Below are 17662 nucleotides of genomic sequence, written 5' to 3'. Positions count from 1 at the left end.
TCGGCGTGCAGCTAAAGCGATCTTCCCGCCTTGGGTACCATCTGTCAGATTTCATCCCTAGTGGTCAAAATTTGAGGTTTGGTACCCGCGCGAGAGGTCAGATTTGGGCGGAAAGGGGTTATTGGCCGTGGTTGAACCTAGCCTAGTAGAAAGATGAGCATGCAGCCGCTCCTAACGCTGACCGACACTCCCGACCCATCGGTACGTCAGGCCATCGTTCGTCCGCTCATCCGCTTCAACGAGGCACAGAGTGGTCGATGTGAGGAATTCCGACCGCTCGCCATCCTGATCACGGATGTACATACAGGCGAGATTGTTGGTGGCTTGTGGGGCGGCACCAACTTCACACAGCTCCATATAGACCTGCTTTTTGTCCCGGAAGACCTCCGCGGCTCAGGCATCGGTAGCCGGATCATGCATGATGCAGAAGCGGAGGCTCTCAGGCGTGAATGCCGCGGGGTCTGGCTAGATACCTACAGCTTCCAAGCACGAGGCTTTTACGAACGCCTTGGCTATAGCGTGTTTGGAATGATCGAGGATTACCTACCCGGTCACACCCGGTTTTTTCTCAAAAAATCTTTTTGAATCGGTTGGTTTAGGTTTACTGTGGGTCGAGAGCGGCTATGGCGCGATGGGTACCAAGCGTCAGGTTTTATCCACTAGCGGTCAAAGTCTGACGCTCGGTACCCTGCGCTTAGGTTGGTTTTAGTTGGACAGCAGACTTAAAGAGCTATCTCGTAGCGCACATGCTCAGTCCGTTTGGCGAGACGGTCGTATGCGGCGCGCGCCTCTTGGTTGTCGGAGTTGGTGATCCAGTAAATCCTGAACCAGTTTTCTTGGCGTCCTAGAGTGGTCAGTTCATTGATGAGTTTAGTACCGACACCCAGCCTCCGTGCAGCATCATGGACAAATAGGTCTTCAAGATAGCAGACCGTCTGGTCACTCCATGTGTTGGGATGGAGTACGTAATTGCAGAAACCCAGAAGTTTTGCATTGCTTCCGACCGCGACAAGGCTATTGATACTTTCCCCTTCTGTGACAATCCTCTGCCAAGTCCCAAAAACTACGTGCTGCGGCAGGGATACTTTGTAGAAGGCGCAGTATTGCTGCCAGAGGCTAAGCCATTCTGCCCTATCGTCGGGAGACGCCGGCCTAATCTGCATGTTGGTGCTCACTAAAACGCCCTCACCCGGGATGAGATGAGGACGTTAGCTTGGATGGCTTCAAGGACTGCAATGGGTCGATCCGAACTTACGCTTCGACTTTTCAAATACGCGGCCATAAGACGGCCCAGCCCTTCGTTCGCAGCCGATTCTTTTAGGCACGACACTTCTCGCCGAAAAACGAGCGGCATTTCTGAACTCAGCGGCAAGGCGTGGAGCATTTGATATCTCCGGAAACTGCAGGTCGTCTGATGGAGTTCGGTTTATGAACAGAGCCGTCACATCTGCCAAACGCGGCCGACGCAGGACCAGCCTTGATGTTTCAACGGCCATGGCCAGCCGCTCTACGCTGAGCGGTCATTGGACCAGATCGCCATAAGCGTGCGTGTAAGATCCTTCATCGAAGTGCCCAAAACTCTGGGTCCAGCACCGACCGGGCCAAAGATAGTCGACCCGTCCCTGTTCCGGCCTGTAGACGGCGGTGTAGGCAGTGGTGAAGCCGACGTGGCGGGAATACAACGGAGCTTTGAGGCACAGGTCTACCAGTGATGGAAGCGTCATCGCCGACGCATCGAGAGCCTCGTCCAGTACGCGTCTGCGCAGGGCAGAGTTAGAAGCCGTTGAGACCGTCTCCTGATGGTTTGTGCATGTCCTGAGCCGGGTAACCGCCGGCTCGCGATCGGGACCAAGGAACAGGGTCGTATAATCGCCCAATCGGTCTAGCAGCATGACGTTTTGAGGCTGTGCGACGGGAACGCGGCAGAGAGCCGCAACCGCCTCGGGTACGGAGCGGCACGTCTCAAGCACGTAGCGCAGCATGAGTATGATGGCGAAACCCACACCGTTTCTGCCGCTGCCGCCGAACGTGAGGCTGGCTACCAGCCCATCATCGTTCATCCCATCGAGACATCCGCCCCATGGGCGCTGTGATTTTGCAATCACACGGCGCTCCGACCACGCAGTCAGCTCAATGCGGTCGGAGATGATGTGGAGAGGATAGTCGTAATTGCGCACCAGCGCCGGGCCGTCTTTTCCGAGCCAGATTGCTTGGCTGCATCCGTGCGGGAGCGATGCAGGGCGGTAGTGGCTCAGGATACGATGTGCGACGTCGTCATCCCCTACCAGACGGCATACGTCATCGTAGCAGGGCACGAGTTCGGGCATGTACCGCCGCATGGCCGCGCGGCATTCGGAGGCTGTCGGCGGCTCGGTGAGCCCCGCGCCGCGGTACCAGCGCGCGGCCTCGTCTCGCCCTGCCTGGAAGCGTGCGAGCCACGCCGTTCCAGGGCGGTCCTCCCGTCCGGCAACGAAGGTCTTTTCCATGATACTAAGGTTGCCACGAAGGTAGATTTCAATCCACGCCTGACCAAAGTCTGCTTCCCACTTAGGTTTAATCTAAGCGCGGGTACCAAGCGTCAGGTTTTGGCCACTAACTTGAAATCAGTCCGATGATTGCGCCCAAAGCGGGCGGACCATTTTGAGTGAAATGCGCACATCCAGTGCCCAGCTCTGGTCCCGCTGACAACTGTTCTGCGCACCGACGTACCACCTTCAGCCCAGGTAGCGGGCGAGGAAATTGCTGACGAGGCTTGCCACCTCGTCAGGCCGCTCAAGCGCTGGCAGGTGCCCGACGCCTCCTATCTCGTGCCAAGAACCGCCCGGCACTGTCGCGGCGACGTGGCGCGAGCGTGCCTGGATATGCGGGAAGTCAAGGTTGCCTTGGACAACAAGGGTTGGCACCGTAACCACGTCGAGCCGCCCGTAAGCCGGCGCCCGGTCGAGGTTCGACCCTACCGCCGGTGTACGAAGCGCGATCCCGATCATGTCGAGGAACAGCTGACGTGCCGTCCCCCCAACACGTCCTTCCGACGCGAGCGGGCCGTCAAGCCAGAGCCGCGCCTTCGCCGCCGCCGCGCGACCAGGATCGCCCGACGCCTCTGCTGCCTGCGCCCAAGCCACTGTATCCGCAATACCTGGGGGGTGATCCGGCCGGGGTGCGCCTTCGACGCTCGGCGCAATTAAAACTAGGCCGCAGACGCGCGCGGGATGCCGTAGCGTAGCGTCGAGCGCGATTTTGCCGCCCATGGAGCAGCCGACAAGGACGGCAGGCGCGCCGTCCGTCACGGCATCCAGTACAGCTATCAGGTCCGCAATTGCGGAGTGGTCCTCCCGCTCGGCCGTTGTCTCGCCGAAGCCGCGTCGATCGTAGGCAACGGCTTGGTGCGTCGTGCCGACACATCCCTTCATCGATGCATACCACTCGCGACGGTCGCCAGCATTGCTATGAAGGAAAATGACGGGCGGGCCTTCTCCAACCGTCGCAGCGGAGAGGAAGGCACGGCTTGAAGTGACATGATGATACTTCAGCATGTCTCCATCCTAGCCCAGCCTGTACGATGAGGCACGCCCTGGTCTCGTTCGGCGGTTACGTGAAGCCTCAGGCGCGGCGATGGTCGCGCTCGGCCTTGGCCTTGCATTCGCCAAGCGACCTGTCATCCGAGTGACGACTGAGCCCCTTCGAGACATGCCAAACCTGCTGCCTCGACGTCGGCGGAGTAGCGCTGACCCGATCAGGCGCGAACGACTGGCACCTCTGCGAGCCGGGTGGTGTAGCAGGGCGAATGATGCTCGGCGCGCAGCTTCCAGCCCTTCTCGATGCCGGTAGCCGCCAGTGCCACCGTGCCGCGCCCAAAGCGGACGTTGAGCTGATCCATCGTCGCCATGCACTTCGCTTCGCGCTCGGTCGGCGCATCAAACAGGGTGCGCGGTGCATCCTCGGCGCGGCACAGGTCATCGAGCAACACCCCGGCTTTAACGTAGCGGAAACCCTGCCGCCAGGCGGCTTCGACGCAACGGGAGGCGGCCGTGATGAGGGTCGGGGTATCACTCGACATCGGAAACAGCCTGGTCACGCGCGAGGCATGATGCTGCGGGTCGTCGCGGTGCGGGCTGGTGTGGAAGAAGGCGGTCAGCTTGCCCGCTACCAGGCCGTGTTGGCGCAGCTTCTCCCCGGCCCGGCTGGCGTGAGAGGCAACGGCTTCGAGCATCTCAGCCTTGCTCGTCACCACCCGCCCGAAGGAGCGGGTACAGGCCATTCCCTTGCGCTGCGGGGCCACGTCTTCCAGTGCCAGGCAGGGCAGACCGCGCAGCTCCATAATGGTGCGCTCGAGGACGACGGTACCCATGCTCCGCGCCCGCTTCGGGCTGAGATCGCGTAGCTGGGCGGCGGTGGTGGTGCCGATACCTGCCAGTTTAGCGGTCGTCGCCCGTCCAATGCCCCAAATGTCCGACACCTCGAAGGCACGTAGCACGGCGGCGCGTACCGGCTCCTCCATCACGTCGCACACCCCGCCAAAAGTCGGGTTTTTCTTGGCGACCGCGTTCGCCAGCTTGGCGAGGGTCTTGGTCGGGCCGATCCCGACGCAGGTCGGAATGCCCGTCCATTTTTGGACCGTTCCGCGCATCTCCTGGCCGTAGGCCCAGAGATCGACATGCGGGAAACCACCGAAATCCAGGAACGTCTCGTCAATGGAGTAGCATTCGGTCTCGGGGGAGAACTGGCCCAAAGCCTCCTGCACCCGGCGGCTCATATCACCGTACAGGACGTAGTTGGAACTGAAGACCCGGATGCCGTGCTTCTCGATCAGCGGGCGCAGCTTGAAGGCCGGGTCACCCATCTTGATGCCGAGCGCCTTCACCTCATTGCTGCGAGCAATGGCGCAGCCGTCATTGTTCGACAGCACCAGCACCGGCACGCCTTCAAGCCGGGGATTGAACACCCGCTCGCAGGAAACATAGAAGTTGTTGCAATCGATCAGCGCAATCGGCGTCGGACCGGCCATGATGTTAGAGCGTTTTTCGAAAGGTGGCGACGACGACGCCCCACACCTCGGCAGGGGTCTCCTCGCAAATGACGAACTCCGGAAAATCGGGATGCTCGGCGCGGAGGACGGCGCGGCCTCGGGCCAGCATATGCAGCCGCTTGATAGTCATATCACCGCTGCAGTTCGCCACGACGATATGGCCATGCCGCGCCGTCACGCTGCGATCCACGATGATGTAGTCGCCGTCCATGATGCCCGCGCCGGTCATCGATTGGCCGGAGACGCGCATGACGAAGGTCGAGCTGGGCCGCTCGATCAGAAACGTCGCCAGGTCTATCTCGCCTTCCAAGTAGTCATCGGCAGGCGAGGGGAAGCCTGCCGGCACGAAGCGGCCATGCATTGGCATGGGGAGGGTGGTGAGGAAGGAAGCGAGTGGAATAGACACGAGCATAGCAATTGTTCCCGATTCGTTCCCCTCACACTCAATGAGAACAGGGGTCGGGCGCAAGCCTAATAGGACGGAAGGCTATTTCAGCGTCGGATCGACGCTGGCCAAGCAATCATCGAGGAGCCAAGCGTTCATCCGACATCTTAAGGATTGATAACAAAGGGTTATCAACACATAGAAGCTCGCGAAACTAGGAGGACTCTGCTATCCTCGATCGCGTCAATTCCCGCCGGATCCGGCAACAGGAGTGATAGAGGCATGGCGCGTGCTGCAGACCCGACCCCGTCAACAGAGCCCATCGACACAGCGGACGGCGCGGCGGCTGCTGCTCTGACCTGGGAAAGGCGAGGCAGCCAATGGTTTGCCGAACTCGAAGGCCGCGAGCACAACTATAGCGATGGCTTCGGTCTCGATCATGACGTCTTCACCGCCGTCCTGAGCCTGCTGACCGATGGCGGGTTTGCGGTGGAGATGATTCACGCTAGCCGCGGCTCCGGCCCTCAAACCGTCTATCTCCGAGGTGCGATGCCCTTGGTAAAGGCCGAAGCGGAACGTTTGCTGCGAGAATACCGCCAGGAGTGGGAGGCTATGGACGACGGGGATGCCAAGCGTCGGGAGTGCGACAATGAGTGATGTCGCGGCTGTAGAGGCCGATCCAGAGCCGTACACTTCTGAAGAGCTCGAGGAGGCAGCACAGGCCATGCCCGAGATGCACGCCGTGGCATTAAGGCACAGACTGGTTGCGGCGAAGCTCCTAGGCGATGTACGCGCCATGCCTGCTAGGCCGATGCAGGCGTCTCTCGTCTCCGCTGTTGAGGAGTTGGGCCGGGCAGCAGAGAGCCTGTGCCTAGCCACTAGCCGCCCGGCAACTACCCTGGCCGAGGCAGATGCGGCAATGGCTGCCATCGACGACGCATTAGCGGCATTCAATACATCCAATAAGGCCGTTGGGGCGGCGATGAAGGCCGCCGTCGGTAGGCGCTGCTACGTCCTCCGGGCCTGGCTGGTAGAGGACAGTGCCGCAGCGGCAGTGGGGTTATGATCGGTCGCTATCTGCCCTGTTCAGGAATCTGCTGATTTCAGTTATTCCACCACCACTCCTCACCGACCGGTTCGGCAAGGGCCTCGCGGTTTACATGGGTGAGGCGGTTGAACAGGCCCTCGATCTTATAGAGGTCGTAATAGTACAGAGCCACTGCCCGCTCCTGGGTTTCCCGGGCTGACGTATTAGGCAGCGTCGCCTTCGCCAGCACGATCTCGGGCTTTGCCACGTAATCGCTTGGATCCCAGGATTTCAGGCGCCGGCTTGCATCATCATCCAACACCTCGGCCGGCAGCACGTCACCACGGGTGAGGGCGATGAGGGTTTGTGGGTCGATCTCACGACCTTCCACCCGGACATGATGGTATGTGCCTTTGTCGAGCCGCTTCAGCCAGAGGATCAGGGATTTCACGGTCAAACGCGTCTCACCATAATCCCACGGCACACTGTCCCAAGGCTGGTAGCGATGGTACGGCTTGCCCGTAGAAGTACGGTAGGTTTCCCGGAGAACGATGCTGACGTTGCCGGTATTCCTCTCACTCCTATAAATCTCATTGTGCGCAGTGTTGAAGCGCAGCTCCATGTCTTTGAGGAAGATGACGGTCAGGTTGCGCTGATTATCGCTTTCCAAGAGTAGGTCGATGACCTTGTTGCACACCACTCCTGGCTGCTTGCCGAAGCGAGGAACGTCTGCAACAGGTCGTACCTTCTTGCCATGCAGCCATTCGAGGGAAGCGTTGAAGCGCATCGCTTGGTCCGACATTACGGTGTCGCTGAGTAGGGGCAGCATCCGGCTGTCATCCATGATGTCGGCCAGCGTGATGCCGTACGGCTCCAGGACGTCGGCGATCATGAGTGGGGTGAAGCGGTGAATATGGAACAGGTGAAGAAACCGCTCCACCACGAGTGAGACGTTGCCGCGGAGGAGATCGGCTGAGCTAGTCGCCTGGGACACCTGGGACGACTGAGTGGAGGCCATGACGCCCTCCAGCACCATAGCGACCATGGCTGACGCGCTAGCCGCCCCGCAGGCATCGGCCTGGGCCTCGTAATAGGCCTTCACTCGCGGCTGTACCCGCACGCTGAGGGGGATGGTCGCCGTATCGCCAGGGATCTCCGCAACCGCGGCGGAACCCGCTTGCGCCCCTCGGCTGATCATCAAGCCAAAGAGGTTATGGAGGGTTGGAAAGCGCATTTTCGGTCCCGTATGCAATCGTGGACACATGGTACACGATTGCATACGACTTGATATAGCTTCCTATCGATCGCCTGACCTCACTATCTCGTGCGGTTTAAGGCGAAGATTGGCGGCGCAACTGAATGGCCGAGGCGGCGCAAGGTGAAGGCCTGTAGGTCACTCACCGTCCAGCCCGTCATCTCGTTACTGGCCAGGTTGTCGGTCGGTACGAAGACAGCCCGGCCGCTACCTTGGACTTGTGAGAGCCTGCTTCAAAATGAGAACGGAACAGTAGCTCTCGACCCGATGCGGACATTCGCCGTTTGCTCTGCCGTCAGCCCAGGAGGGCGCGGACGTCGTGGAGGCTCGCCGCGACACAGTGGCAGAGAGCCCGCACCTCTTCCGTCGCAGAGAGCAAGTCCGGGACCATGACCGTGCACATCCCGGCGGCTGCGGCGGCCCGTACCCCGTTGTGGGAGTCCTCAAGCGCCAGGCAGTCGCCCGCAGCCACGCCCAGCACCTCGGCCGCGCGCAGAAACGCATCCGGCGCAGGCTTGCCTCGGGCGTAGTCGCCTGCGGCGACGACGGCATTGAAACGCCCGCCCAGGCGGTGCAAGGCAAGATTGTAGCGCACATCCGCGTGGCTCGACGAGGTGCAGATGGCACGCGGCAGGCCGAGTTCGTCCAGCCGGTCCAGCAACTCCGCCACGCCGGCCTTTAGCGCGAGGGACGCCCGCTTAGCTTCGTAATGCCGCATCCAGACGGACTTGAGGGCGTCGGCGTCGCCCGTTCCGTCCAAACGCGCTTGCAGCGTGGCGCGGTTGGCGGTCCAGGGCCGGCCGACCAGCTCCAGGAAGTCTTCGGTAGTAAAGCGGTGGCCCAGGTCTCGCGCGGCCACGAAGAACGCCTCTCGGTAAAGGGCTTCGCTGTCGAACAGAAGTCCGTCCATGTCGAAGACGACGGCGGCGGGGCGTATTGGCATGGCGGCCTCCGGAGGCGGTGTGACGTTTCGTGTACAACAGGGCGCCGGCCGGCAAGTGATCGTCCGCTTCTCACCCAAAGCGGCTATTCCGTCTCCATTCTGAAGCGCGCTGAGGTGACATGAGTATCTGCCGCCAACGGCGTGGATCGCAGCGAAGGTCCCTTCCGGCTTATGCGGCTATCTGAGGAGATGGTTGAGCCATGATCTCTCAGCGCCTGTAGCGCGCTCCTCGGCCTTTGTTACGAGCTCCCGGTTTGCTGCCTCAGCCTGATTAAGGCCTGTGGCCGTGATCGTGAGCCCATGAACCCGAGTGACCCACGCATAGTCGATAGTCCAATGGTGGCGGGAGCGGGCAGTCCAAACGTCCATGCCCTCCTTGCCCGCCGCCTCCGCTTGCGTTCGCGTCCACCGGTTCACCCGCTGCATCTGTGCTAGCGCAACCTCGGTCCGCCCTGAGATTGTCGCCTGCCCCCAATGCCGAACGAGGTGGCAGTCCGGGCAAAGGGCGATTACGCCCTTCAAGGTTTGCCGCTTGCTCTGATCGTCCAGCTCCCACGCCTCATCTGCTTCGACCGGCCATTCTGGCCCTTTGCTTCCGCAGACGATGCAACGATAACCCGCTGCTTGGTAGGCGTGCGTTTTGACTTTCTTCCACTCATCCGGGGTGAGGACCGCGCGCAGGTTTTTGCCCCAACTGGTCTGCGGAACCATGTGCGGTCGGATGTACGGAGGCCGGCGATCCGGCCGATACATTCGCGGGAGGAAGGGGCGCAGGGCGTCGAAGCGCGAAGTCACCAGCGCCTCATCGATCTCCCAAATTTTGGCGTCACCGTTCCAGACTGCACCCGCTGCTGCGGCCTGGCCCCTTACTGCATAGGACACACACAAAGGGATTAGCATTGATGGGTGTTCTCCATCTCGCAATACTGCCGGCCATAGTTGATCGAGGTAAAGGGCCGGCTCTACAGCGATCCTTGACCTCGATGCGCCGCTATCTGCGCCGTGCCCACTTGCTTGAGGATGGACGGCTCATCAGAGGCGGTAACGAGATGGCCTCGCCGTACTCCGAAATCATGGGGCTCGTAGAGCAACGACGGGATTTCAGACGGTGGAAGCTCGTTGAGAGCGAGGCTGATGCCATCCTCTACGAGAGCCGCACACAGATCGCCCAGGGGGGCGCCATTAGCAAGACGCTCCAGCGAAGCCATGACCGATTCTGGGAAGTCGATCGTGATGGTCGGCATGTTTGTAGTTCCCAACGATGATCGGCCAAATCGTGGCTTGCGAACAAGGTGGACAGTCCGAAGTAATGCGCGAGGCAGGTCTGCTCGGTTTTATGCTCTCTGATGAGCTATCTACCCGGCGTCTGCAACACTGTTTGTCCAGCCGCTCCGCCAAGCCGCTGACTGGCGAAGGTATTCCACTGCCCGACGGTCCAACTGCTCATGCCATTGTTCGACAGTGACCTAGCCGATACGAGGCTGCTCAGCGGCGTGTCAGGACTGCCTGCAGCGGCAACCCTGGTGCCCTCAGTTGGACCGAACAGGTAGCTAGCCCAGGTATCCTGCGTCGTTGCTGGTCGCCCCAAGGCATTCTGTGTCGTCGCCGCGTACTCGCGGATGATGTATCCCGACACGACGGCTTGTGCTTCAGGATTGCCGCGATCCGTAGCGGAGTAGGGCAGATTGTAGCGCGATACCGCATCAGCCCAAGTAGGGCCCGTGATTTGCCAGGGCCCGCTCGCCGTCGTGCTGCCGTTCGCCGTACCGACGTTGCGGAAGTTACTCTCGGCCCCGGCAATCGCGGCCGAGGTTATGGGATTAACTCCAAGCCGCTGTGCCGTGGAGATAGCGGTCTGTCCATAACTCTGAGACGAGAGCGTAGCGAGCACAGCCGCTCCGTCGCCTGCCGTACCGCCATAGTCCGACCCTGCACCGATGCCACCTGATACGGTGCCTCCTGCGTCGCCCATGAAGCCTGGCGATCCCTCGGAAATCCGGAACTGCGGCTGACCCGGCTCCGACAACTGCGGGATGACCTGCGGCGGCCAGCCGCCAGGCGGCACAACAACGGACTGGCCCACAGCGGGACCAGCCAGGGCAATCGTAATCGCCAGCGTTAGGGGAGGGCGCATCATCGGATCGAAAATACCGGCGTCTTATTGTCCCGCACGCCGAGGACCCGGCAGCTTGCCTGCGGATTGTATTGTGTCCCAGACCAAGCATGGAGAGCGCTCTGCCGTACAAAGCCGATCTGCCCGCTGTAGTGGAGCACCTCGACATAGCCGTCGACCATGGCTCCGGTCGAGGCGACGAATTCAAGAGTGGTGCCGATCTGCCGGGATTCCACTGTCGGCGAGCTGTAGACCGGCTGTTGCTCAGCCGCGGACATGCACACCCAATGACGGCTCAGGGGAGTGATCCTCGGCGCCGGCGCTGCGACGGGAGGGGCCATCGGCCGGACTGGATGAGCCGCGCTCCGCTCGGCCGACCAGCGATCCAAGCGACGAAGATCCTCCGGTGTTTGGGCAGATGCCGCCCCAGCAAACCCAACCAGCGCCAGGGCTGCGATCGTTGCTCGCATCATGGTCTGCGTGCTCCCATTCCTTGCCCCACCGGATCTCGTAGGGCCATGATGTTGCAGTAGGTGTTGCCGGCGGCATCCTTGACCGACGCCCGGATACACCGTTGCACCAGCTCCGCGTTGGGACCGTCCTGGAAGCCGCGGACGACGTAGCCCGCGACGAACACCCCCAGCAGCACCGCAGCCACAGCGGTTGCCGTCATGGCGTGTCTTTGACGGTTCCACCGGCGCTCGCGGATAACCACCGCCTCCCCCAATGCCTTCGCAACCGCCGGCGTCAGTTGCTCGACGGTCTGAGCCAATACCTGCTCGGTTTGGATCTCGGCATGGCGGACCATGGATTCCGCTTTGTGCGAAGCGGCATTTGCCATGGCGGCTGAGGCCTGGGCCGCAGCCCGTGCCTCGCCGACCACCGCTTTGAGGTCCCGGTCGAAGTCTCTGGTCAGCAGGACCACCGCCTCCTGCCACTGACCTAGCGGGCTATCAGGCAGGATACCCTCGCGGAAGCCCGCCTCGACCATCTGGTCCAGGTGCTGCTGCAGGAAGCTGCCGGGCTCGGCGGTCGTGCTCAAGGAAGTTTCTCCGCGATGCCCTTCTCGACAATGGCCTTCTCCTGCTTCTGCAGCCATTGACGGGTCATGTGCAGCAGCGTCGCGCTGACCCTTGTGCCCTGGGCCGGATATGCTGCCTGGTAGAGCGAAAGCCCCGCCTCCTTCAGCCCCTTCACGCAGGCCAGCCGCGGCATCACCATCATTTCCGCCCCCATAGCGACCAGCTCTTCGAGCTCGGGCGCTGCCAGGATCGGCTCGAAGGCGCCCAACGTTGTGACGCCCATCGGGATCACGCCCTCATTGAAGGCCAGCACGATCTGATGGGGCTCGAGGTGGCCGGCATGAGCCGCCTTGACCATGTGCCGGAAGTCCTCGACCTCGGGGCCCAGCGTCAGGACGCTCACCAGCTTTACGCCGATCGCCTGGCAAAAGGGGCCGAGGTCGAGGTCGCGGTGCACATCCGAGATCACCCTGTCGCCGCCGTTGAAGTCGATGACCCGCGAGATGCGGTCCTCGGCCATCAGGTCCAGTTCCTGCATGAGCCAGTCGCGGACCACGATCGGATCCTCGGAGGTTGGCGCGGTTGCCCACTGCGGGTCGATCGGCCGGCTGTCTTTCAGGTCGGCCGGCTGGCCATAGGCCCTGATCAGCGTCTCGGATCGCTTGTCGGCATCCAGCGGCTTGACCTGGCGGCCGGCGTGGCGGGCCCGCTGAATGGCGTGGTCGAGGAAGAAGGACCCACCGCTCTTACCGCGGCCGCCACGCACGAGGAGGACTGGAGCGGTGTCCTCCGTGACCGCTCCGGCGTTCCCATCGCCGATCTGATCCGACGACTGGCCGAGCCGCTCTACTAAGGCCTCGGTGCCTACGGCATCCATCACGGCCGCCCCGCTGTGATCCTGCTTCTTGGTCATCAATGTCCGTCCTCTGATGCAACCGGACGACGGCCCGGTCGGAATGGTGTGAGGGGCCGTGGCGCGAATGGGACGTGCTAGTTGGGGCCGCTACTCGTTGCGCTTTCGCAGTTCGGCCCGCGTCCTCTCAATCTCCAGCAGCCTCTCCTCTCGGCTCTCTGGCGGTCGCTTCGTAAGGAGGGAGGCCAGTTGACCGGAAGTTATGTCGGCCATGGGCCGAGCGGCCTGGATCGGGGCTGGCCGGGGCGTCACGGCGGCCACTGGCCTGGGAGCCACGGCAGCGGTTGGCGCCGGCGGCCGGGTGGGCTGGGGCTTCCAGTCGACGGGTGCTGCCTTGGCTACCTTTCCCCGTGCCTTCGCCTCGGCCTCGATGTCCTCGCAGACTTTCAGCCAGAGACGCCGCACTGCCTTTGCCGTGAGGACGGTACCTCCACCGCCAGGTACTCCGGCCTCCACCATCTCAGCCGTCAGCTTGTCGTAGGGTGGGTAGCGGACGGCCATCCGCGACCTCAGCCGCCGATAGGCCACCCGGATCCACAGGTAGGCTTCGGAGGTGTTGCCGTGGACGCGCTCGCTCACGCGGTCTTTCAGGGGCCTCGGGGCAGATCGCTTCGTCATGCCCGGAAGGGTGTCCCCCGACGGCGCGAATGGAATCCGGCTTTCCGATGCGCCTGCGTACGCTTCCGGCCGCCTGCGGCGAGGATCTGTCGAGGATTTAGCCAGGGTCTGGCGAGGAAACAGCCAGGAAAAGGCGAGGAGAGGGAAAAGAAAGAGTGGTAATACACGAATGCACCTTTGGTGCGAGGCGGCTCACTGCGGGACAAGTTTTGCGCTGACCGCGCATTTTTCCGGTGCGGCAGGGTGGCTCCATTCGCGCCAGGAGGGGTCACCCTCGGGACCATGGACAAAGACCTGATCGCGGCCTTCGAGGGCCTGAACGACGGCCTGACCGACAGCTTGGTCATCGTGAATCAGACGATGACCACCTTCGGCGAACGACAATTCGAGCAGGGCGAACTGCTCGAGACGATCGTCAAGCTGCTGACACCGAAGCCTCAGGAAGGTCCGACCACGACCGAGGCCATCGAGAAGCTGGTGACTGTCATCGAGGCGTCTGCAACCGCGCAGGTTGCAGCGATCCGCGAGTTGACCAGGGCGGTCAAAGCCATCCCGGGCGAGACCGTCGCGCTCCTCGCTCAGAGGCAGTCTCCGTGATCACCTTCCGGAAGATCCTGGCGACCTCGGCGGGGAAGCTCGTCCGCGCCTACCTGACCCAGAACGCCCCCGAGCCGACCAACCTCCGGTGCCAGCCGGAGAAGAAGCCAGACGCATCCGGGCGGCTGACGTCCTACTACACAGGGCGGGACAGCCGGGCGCACTGGCGAAAGGACATGCCAGCCTCGGTCGCGCGGGTGCTGGGCATCGACCCCACCGCGCTGCCGAGTGATCTGCAGCTCGACCGGCTATTCGAGGCCCGCCGCGGCGATACCGGGGATGCCTGGAGCAGGTTTTCTAGGGTGAACTCGGCCTTCGACTTCACCTTCGCCCCCCACAAGTCCATCTCGCTCGCAGTCGAGTTTGCCGACACCCCGGCTGAGGCTGGGTTGCTGTGGTCCATCCTCGACCGGGTGAACCACAAGGCCATGACCCTGATCGGCAAGGATCTCGGATGGGCCCGCCGCGGCAAGGGTGGCGAGGAGGGCGTCGATCCCGGCGAGACCGGCTGGGTTAGTTTCCGCCATGACCAGGCGCGGCCGACCCACCAGGTCCGTGACGGCAAGACCGGCGTCACTTACCTCGTCGAGCTCTCGGCGCCAGGCGACCCGCACGCCCATATCCACAATGCGTTTTTCAACTTGGTCGTCACCAAGGACGGCCGGGTCGGCTCGCTCGACTCTCAGCGGATGACCGACACCCGCGTCCTGCTCTACGCGGCCTATGCCCAGGCGATCCTGGCCCAAGAGCTGCGCGACCAGGGCATTGCCGTCTCCGTCGATCCGAGCGGCCGCTATGCTATCCTCACGGACATCCGTGGCGATGCCGTCGATCTGTTCTCCAAGGGGCACATGCAGACCCTGCGGAACGCCAAGGCCGCGGCGAAGCGGATGGGGCTCGACTGGTCGAACCTCTCGGCCGAGACGAAGTACGAGCTCGCCCGCTCTGCCTCGACCAATGAGCGGCTGAAGAAGAACAGCGCCGGCGTCCCCGTCGACGAAGCCCCGACCGACCGGGAGTTCTACCGGCAACAGGCCGCCTCCATCGCCTGGGAGCATTCCACCGTCTTGCGCGGGGTGAAGCCGGCGGAGCTGACCGACGAGCAGCGGTTCGACATCGCCTACAAGATCGCGGCGAGCCGGCTGGCTGAGGAATTCTACACCGACGCCGTCCTCGACCGGGACAAGCTGGCGCTGTGGGCCACCCGCGGCCTCATCGGGGTCGGGTTCAAGGGCGAGGAGGACATCGAGAAGGTGGTCGCCCTCCTCGAGGAGCGGGGCATCACCATCCGTGGCCAGAAGGCCATGCTCATCAGCGGCGTCATGGACGGCCGGGTCCGGGTCACCAACTCTGTCCAGGTCGAGATCGAGCGGCGCATGACTGAGCTCGCCCTCGCGGCCTGCCGGGATTTTTCCGGCGCGCTGTCCGAGGAGGCTTTGGTCAAGGAGATTAGGGCCTCGGGTCTCAACTTCGACAACGACCATGGCCGGGCCCAAGTGGCAGCAATCTTCGCCCTCGGCCGCGGCAGCGCCCTCACCCTCCTGACCGGCGTGGCGGGCGCCGGCAAGTCGACGCTCCTCAAGCCCCTTGTCGCCGCCTACCAGGCCGATACCCGCTTCGACCCGGGCGGCCGGCACGTCATCGGCGTGTCGACTGCCTGGGGCCAGGCCGATGCTCTGAAGGGCGCGGGCATCAAACAGACATACGCTGTGGCGACCCTGCTGCGCGCCATGGAGACTGGCAAGTTCCGCCCGACCGAGAACACCGTCATCATCCTTGAGGAGGTCAGCCAGATCGCGCCGCGGGCCATGACCGCGCTGCTGGAATTGCAGGCCCGTACCGGCTGCGTCATCAAAGGGCTTGGCGACCGCGAGCAGTGCCAAGCAATTGAGGCGGGCGACAGCATCGAGATCCTGAACCGAACTCTGCCGCAATCCGAGCGGCCCGCCCTGCTATCCTCAGTCCGGCAAAAAACGGCTGAAGGGCTGCGGATTGCCAACTACTTCCGCGACGGCGAGGCCGCGAAGGCCCTCGATCTCAAGCGGCGGAACGGCTCGGCGCAGATGCTGGGCGGCGACCTCGAGGAGGTGAACGAGGCGATCGCCGAGCACTTCATCCGCCGGAAGGATGCCCTCGCCGCGGCGGGCTTCAAGCAGGGCATCACCTGCTCGACCCTGACCAACCAGGACGCCGGCGAAATCAGTCGAGCCATCCGGAGCCGGCTCAAAGCACGGGGAGAGATCGCCTCGGCCGAGACCGTCTACCAGGCGGAGGACCAGAATGGTGAACGGTACCAACTGCCCCTCTCAGTCGGTGATCGGGTGCGGCTCTACCGGAAAACCTGGGCCACCATCGACGGCGAGGGCGCCAGCATCGGCTCCAACGGCGACGTGGTGACCGTGGAGGCCGTCACCGATCAGGGGCTGCGGATCCGGACCAAGGCGGGCGTGGTGGGCGACGTCCAGTGGCGCCGCCTGAAGGCCGATGGCTCCAACCGGCTGCTGCTCGGCTTTGGTTGGGCGCAGACCATCGACAGCATCCAGGGCGTTACCTCGGACGAGCACATCGACGCCATGCCCCGCGGCACCGCGGCCATGGGCAAGTTCCGCGGCTACACCGCCGAGAGCCGTGCCGAGTGGTGGACTTGGACGATGATCGGCGAGGCCGGGCAGTTCGAGGCCATTCGCTCTAAGAGGGCGATCGGAGAGCAGACCCCGATCACCTCGGAGGATCTCTGGAAACAGGCAGGCAAGGACATGTCCCGCGCCACCTACAAATCTCTCGGTATGGACCTGCAGGCCACCCTCCAGGAACAAGAAGCCATCGCCCGGACCCGCTTCATCGGTGCCGACATTCGGGTACAGCGGCAGGAGTTGGATGGCCGCAACGCCGCTGCCGAGCGGCAGGAGGCCGCGCAGTCCGAAGAGATTCGGGTTGCCCTGGCGCCACGACTGGATGGTATGGCATCTCGGATGCGGACCACCCTCGACGGGCTGGCGCCGGAGCGCATGGCGCCGGCCACCACTCTGCGTAGGATGCCCGTGCCAGAGCCTATCTTGCCAAGTCCCCGGTTCTCGCCATCACCAGGGATGTAGCTGTAACCCCTGCTTGGCAAAGGTGGATGGAAGACCTGGTATCAATCTAGTTCGTCCCATTTGGTTCAGGCTTTTGCTGAACCGCATTCATTGAGGCGCCGCGAGCCAGCGCCTCCTCCTTCCGTTTCGCCAAGATCGCTCTAAGCGACAGCGTCCCACTTTCCCAAGCCTCCATCTCATCGGCAAACAGTCCGAGAGAGAAGTTCAAAGGCTCCTCCGACATCACGGCCGGCTCGCCCGTATTCCAAGCCCGAACCCACCCATCCACATCGTCTATGCGGCAGAGGCCCAACAGGCAGAGGTCGATGAAGGTCGTGTACTTCGTCAGGGTTGGCGGCCCGCTCTCCTCCGGTGGCGCTTCCTCGATAACCGCCTCGTCAAACGACCGCCCGTCGCCGGGCTCGACATTCGGGGCAATTTTCTCCCGCCGTTCCAAGACGGCCCGGATGACGGCTGCCCTGGAGACGTTGCTTACCCATCTTTTGGTAAGCCGACCCCGGCTTCCGCGGATCATACCGCGTAGATCGGTCAGTAGCTCCTCGAGCTCATCGGAGCCCATACGGATGACCATCCACCGCTCATCCGATGCCCGCGGCAGGGAGGGCTTCTGCTTCCCAATGCCCTTAGCCATGTGCCCGATCCATACCGTCGTCCCCCGCTGCGCAAGT

18 protein-coding genes are annotated in these 17662 nt (G+C 62.8%); 5 read left to right on the top strand and 13 right to left on the bottom strand.

What is annotated here, in order from left to right:
* Positions 1–159: 159 nt before the first annotated feature.
* Positions 160–585 (top strand): GNAT family N-acetyltransferase, encoded by a 426-nt coding sequence (locus QWZ14_RS01885; protein WP_290314860.1) that lies wholly within the window; start codon positions 160–162, stop codon positions 583–585.
* 137 nt (positions 586–722) lie between these two features.
* Here QWZ14_RS01885 and QWZ14_RS01880 read toward each other — a convergent pair whose 3' ends face one another.
* The 5 genes from QWZ14_RS01880 to QWZ14_RS01860 all read right to left on the bottom strand — a co-directional run bounded on the left by QWZ14_RS01880 (position 723) and on the right by QWZ14_RS01860 (position 5438).
* Positions 723–1175 (bottom strand): GNAT family N-acetyltransferase, encoded by a 453-nt coding sequence (locus QWZ14_RS01880; protein ID WP_290314859.1) that lies wholly within the window; start codon positions 1173–1175, stop codon positions 723–725.
* A 345-nt stretch (positions 1176–1520) separates the two neighbouring features.
* Positions 1521–2486: a C45 family autoproteolytic acyltransferase/hydolase gene (locus QWZ14_RS01875; protein ID WP_290314858.1), complete on the bottom strand. Its 966-nt coding sequence runs from the start codon at positions 2484–2486 to the stop codon at positions 1521–1523.
* 228 nt (positions 2487–2714) lie between these two features.
* Positions 2715–3533: an alpha/beta fold hydrolase gene (locus tag QWZ14_RS01870; RefSeq protein ID WP_290314857.1), complete on the bottom strand. Its 819-nt coding sequence runs from the start codon at positions 3531–3533 to the stop codon at positions 2715–2717.
* A gap of 200 nt (positions 3534–3733) precedes the next feature.
* On the bottom strand, positions 3734–5005 hold the full coding sequence (locus QWZ14_RS01865; RefSeq protein WP_290314856.1) for a Y-family DNA polymerase: 1272 nt from the start codon (positions 5003–5005) through the stop codon (positions 3734–3736).
* 4 nt (positions 5006–5009) lie between these two features.
* Positions 5010–5438, bottom strand: a complete 429-nt coding sequence (locus tag QWZ14_RS01860; RefSeq protein ID WP_290314855.1) for a LexA family protein — start codon at positions 5436–5438, stop codon at positions 5010–5012.
* 255 nt (positions 5439–5693) lie between these two features.
* Here QWZ14_RS01860 and QWZ14_RS01855 point away from each other — a divergent pair, with 255 nt between their 5' ends.
* Positions 5694–6068 carry a hypothetical protein gene (locus QWZ14_RS01855; protein WP_290314854.1) on the top strand — a complete coding sequence of 125 codons (375 nt, stop codon included), beginning with the start codon at positions 5694–5696 and terminating at the stop codon, positions 6066–6068.
* Positions 6061–6477: a hypothetical protein gene (locus QWZ14_RS01850; protein ID WP_290314853.1), complete on the top strand. Its 417-nt coding sequence runs from the start codon at positions 6061–6063 to the stop codon at positions 6475–6477. Before QWZ14_RS01855 ends, QWZ14_RS01850 begins: the two co-directional genes overlap by 8 nt.
* Before the next feature lie 37 nt (positions 6478–6514).
* On the opposite strand, the gene QWZ14_RS01845 is transcribed toward QWZ14_RS01850, so the two are convergent.
* The 7 genes from QWZ14_RS01845 to QWZ14_RS01815 form a co-directional block, all read right to left on the bottom strand.
* Positions 6515–7672, bottom strand: coding sequence for a hypothetical protein (locus QWZ14_RS01845; RefSeq protein WP_290314852.1), 1158 nt, complete (start codon positions 7670–7672; stop codon positions 6515–6517).
* A 316-nt stretch (positions 7673–7988) separates the two neighbouring features.
* On the bottom strand, positions 7989–8636 hold the full coding sequence (locus QWZ14_RS01840; RefSeq protein ID WP_290314851.1) for an HAD family hydrolase: 648 nt from the start codon (positions 8634–8636) through the stop codon (positions 7989–7991).
* Between the two features lie 962 nt (positions 8637–9598).
* The gene (locus QWZ14_RS01835; protein ID WP_290314850.1) at positions 9599–9880 is read right to left on the bottom strand and encodes a hypothetical protein; all 282 of its coding nucleotides are present in this window, start codon (positions 9878–9880) and stop codon (positions 9599–9601) included.
* Positions 9881–10769: 889 nt separating this feature from the next.
* Positions 10770–11222: a hypothetical protein gene (locus QWZ14_RS01830; protein WP_290314849.1), complete on the bottom strand. Its 453-nt coding sequence runs from the start codon at positions 11220–11222 to the stop codon at positions 10770–10772.
* Positions 11219–11791, bottom strand: coding sequence for a hypothetical protein (locus QWZ14_RS01825; protein WP_290314848.1), 573 nt, complete (start codon positions 11789–11791; stop codon positions 11219–11221). The genes QWZ14_RS01830 and QWZ14_RS01825 overlap by 4 nt, the downstream gene beginning before the upstream one ends.
* Positions 11788–12684, bottom strand: coding sequence for a hypothetical protein (locus tag QWZ14_RS01820; protein WP_290314847.1), 897 nt, complete (start codon positions 12682–12684; stop codon positions 11788–11790). Before QWZ14_RS01820 ends, QWZ14_RS01825 begins: the two co-directional genes overlap by 4 nt.
* A gap of 90 nt (positions 12685–12774) precedes the next feature.
* Positions 12775–13263: a hypothetical protein gene (locus QWZ14_RS01815; RefSeq protein WP_290314846.1), complete on the bottom strand. Its 489-nt coding sequence runs from the start codon at positions 13261–13263 to the stop codon at positions 12775–12777.
* Positions 13264–13584: 321 nt separating this feature from the next.
* Here QWZ14_RS01815 and QWZ14_RS01810 point away from each other — a divergent pair, with 321 nt between their 5' ends.
* The gene (locus tag QWZ14_RS01810) at positions 13585–13899 is read left to right on the top strand and encodes a hypothetical protein (RefSeq protein ID WP_290314845.1); all 315 of its coding nucleotides are present in this window, start codon (positions 13585–13587) and stop codon (positions 13897–13899) included.
* A complete protein-coding gene (gene mobF, locus QWZ14_RS01805; protein ID WP_290314844.1) occupies positions 13896–16994 on the top strand; it encodes a MobF family relaxase in 3099 nt (1032 codons plus the stop codon). Before QWZ14_RS01810 ends, mobF begins: the two co-directional genes overlap by 4 nt.
* A gap of 46 nt (positions 16995–17040) precedes the next feature.
* Here the strand turns inward: mobF and QWZ14_RS01800 are convergent, their stop codons facing one another.
* Positions 17041–17625 (bottom strand): hypothetical protein, encoded by a 585-nt coding sequence (locus QWZ14_RS01800; RefSeq protein WP_290314843.1) that lies wholly within the window; start codon positions 17623–17625, stop codon positions 17041–17043.
* Positions 17626–17662: the final 37 nt, after the last annotated feature.

It is taken from the genome of Paeniroseomonas aquatica (assembly GCF_030409335.1).
In the GTDB taxonomy this organism is placed as follows: Bacteria; Pseudomonadota; Alphaproteobacteria; order Acetobacterales; family Acetobacteraceae; genus Belnapia; species Belnapia aquatica.
The sequence above is the reverse complement of the archived record's forward strand: the minus strand, read 5'-3'. Positions and strand labels throughout refer to the sequence as shown.

Coding starts and splice junctions, on each gene's coding strand:
- QWZ14_RS01885 (WP_290314860.1), top strand. CDS start 160: ATGCAGCCGCTCCTAACGCTGACCGACACTCCCGACCCATCGGTACGT.
- QWZ14_RS01875 (WP_290314858.1), bottom strand. CDS start 2,486: ATGGAAAAGACCTTCGTTGCCGGACGGGAGGACCGCCCTGGAACGGCG.
- QWZ14_RS01870 (WP_290314857.1), bottom strand. CDS start 3,533: ATGCTGAAGTATCATCATGTCACTTCAAGCCGTGCCTTCCTCTCCGCT.
- QWZ14_RS01865 (WP_290314856.1), bottom strand. CDS start 5,005: ATGGCCGGTCCGACGCCGATTGCGCTGATCGATTGCAACAACTTCTAT.
- QWZ14_RS01860 (WP_290314855.1), bottom strand. CDS start 5,438: ATGCTCGTGTCTATTCCACTCGCTTCCTTCCTCACCACCCTCCCCATG.
- QWZ14_RS01855 (WP_290314854.1), top strand. CDS start 5,694: ATGGCGCGTGCTGCAGACCCGACCCCGTCAACAGAGCCCATCGACACA.
- QWZ14_RS01850 (WP_290314853.1), top strand. CDS start 6,061: ATGAGTGATGTCGCGGCTGTAGAGGCCGATCCAGAGCCGTACACTTCT.
- QWZ14_RS01845 (WP_290314852.1), bottom strand. CDS start 7,672: ATGCGCTTTCCAACCCTCCATAACCTCTTTGGCTTGATGATCAGCCGA.
- QWZ14_RS01840 (WP_290314851.1), bottom strand. CDS start 8,636: ATGCCAATACGCCCCGCCGCCGTCGTCTTCGACATGGACGGACTTCTG.
- QWZ14_RS01835 (WP_290314850.1), bottom strand. CDS start 9,880: ATGCCGACCATCACGATCGACTTCCCAGAATCGGTCATGGCTTCGCTG.
- QWZ14_RS01830 (WP_290314849.1), bottom strand. CDS start 11,222: ATGATGCGAGCAACGATCGCAGCCCTGGCGCTGGTTGGGTTTGCTGGG.
- QWZ14_RS01820 (WP_290314847.1), bottom strand. CDS start 12,684: ATGACCAAGAAGCAGGATCACAGCGGGGCGGCCGTGATGGATGCCGTA.
- QWZ14_RS01810 (WP_290314845.1), top strand. CDS start 13,585: ATGGACAAAGACCTGATCGCGGCCTTCGAGGGCCTGAACGACGGCCTG.
- QWZ14_RS01800 (WP_290314843.1), bottom strand. CDS start 17,625: ATGGCTAAGGGCATTGGGAAGCAGAAGCCCTCCCTGCCGCGGGCATCG.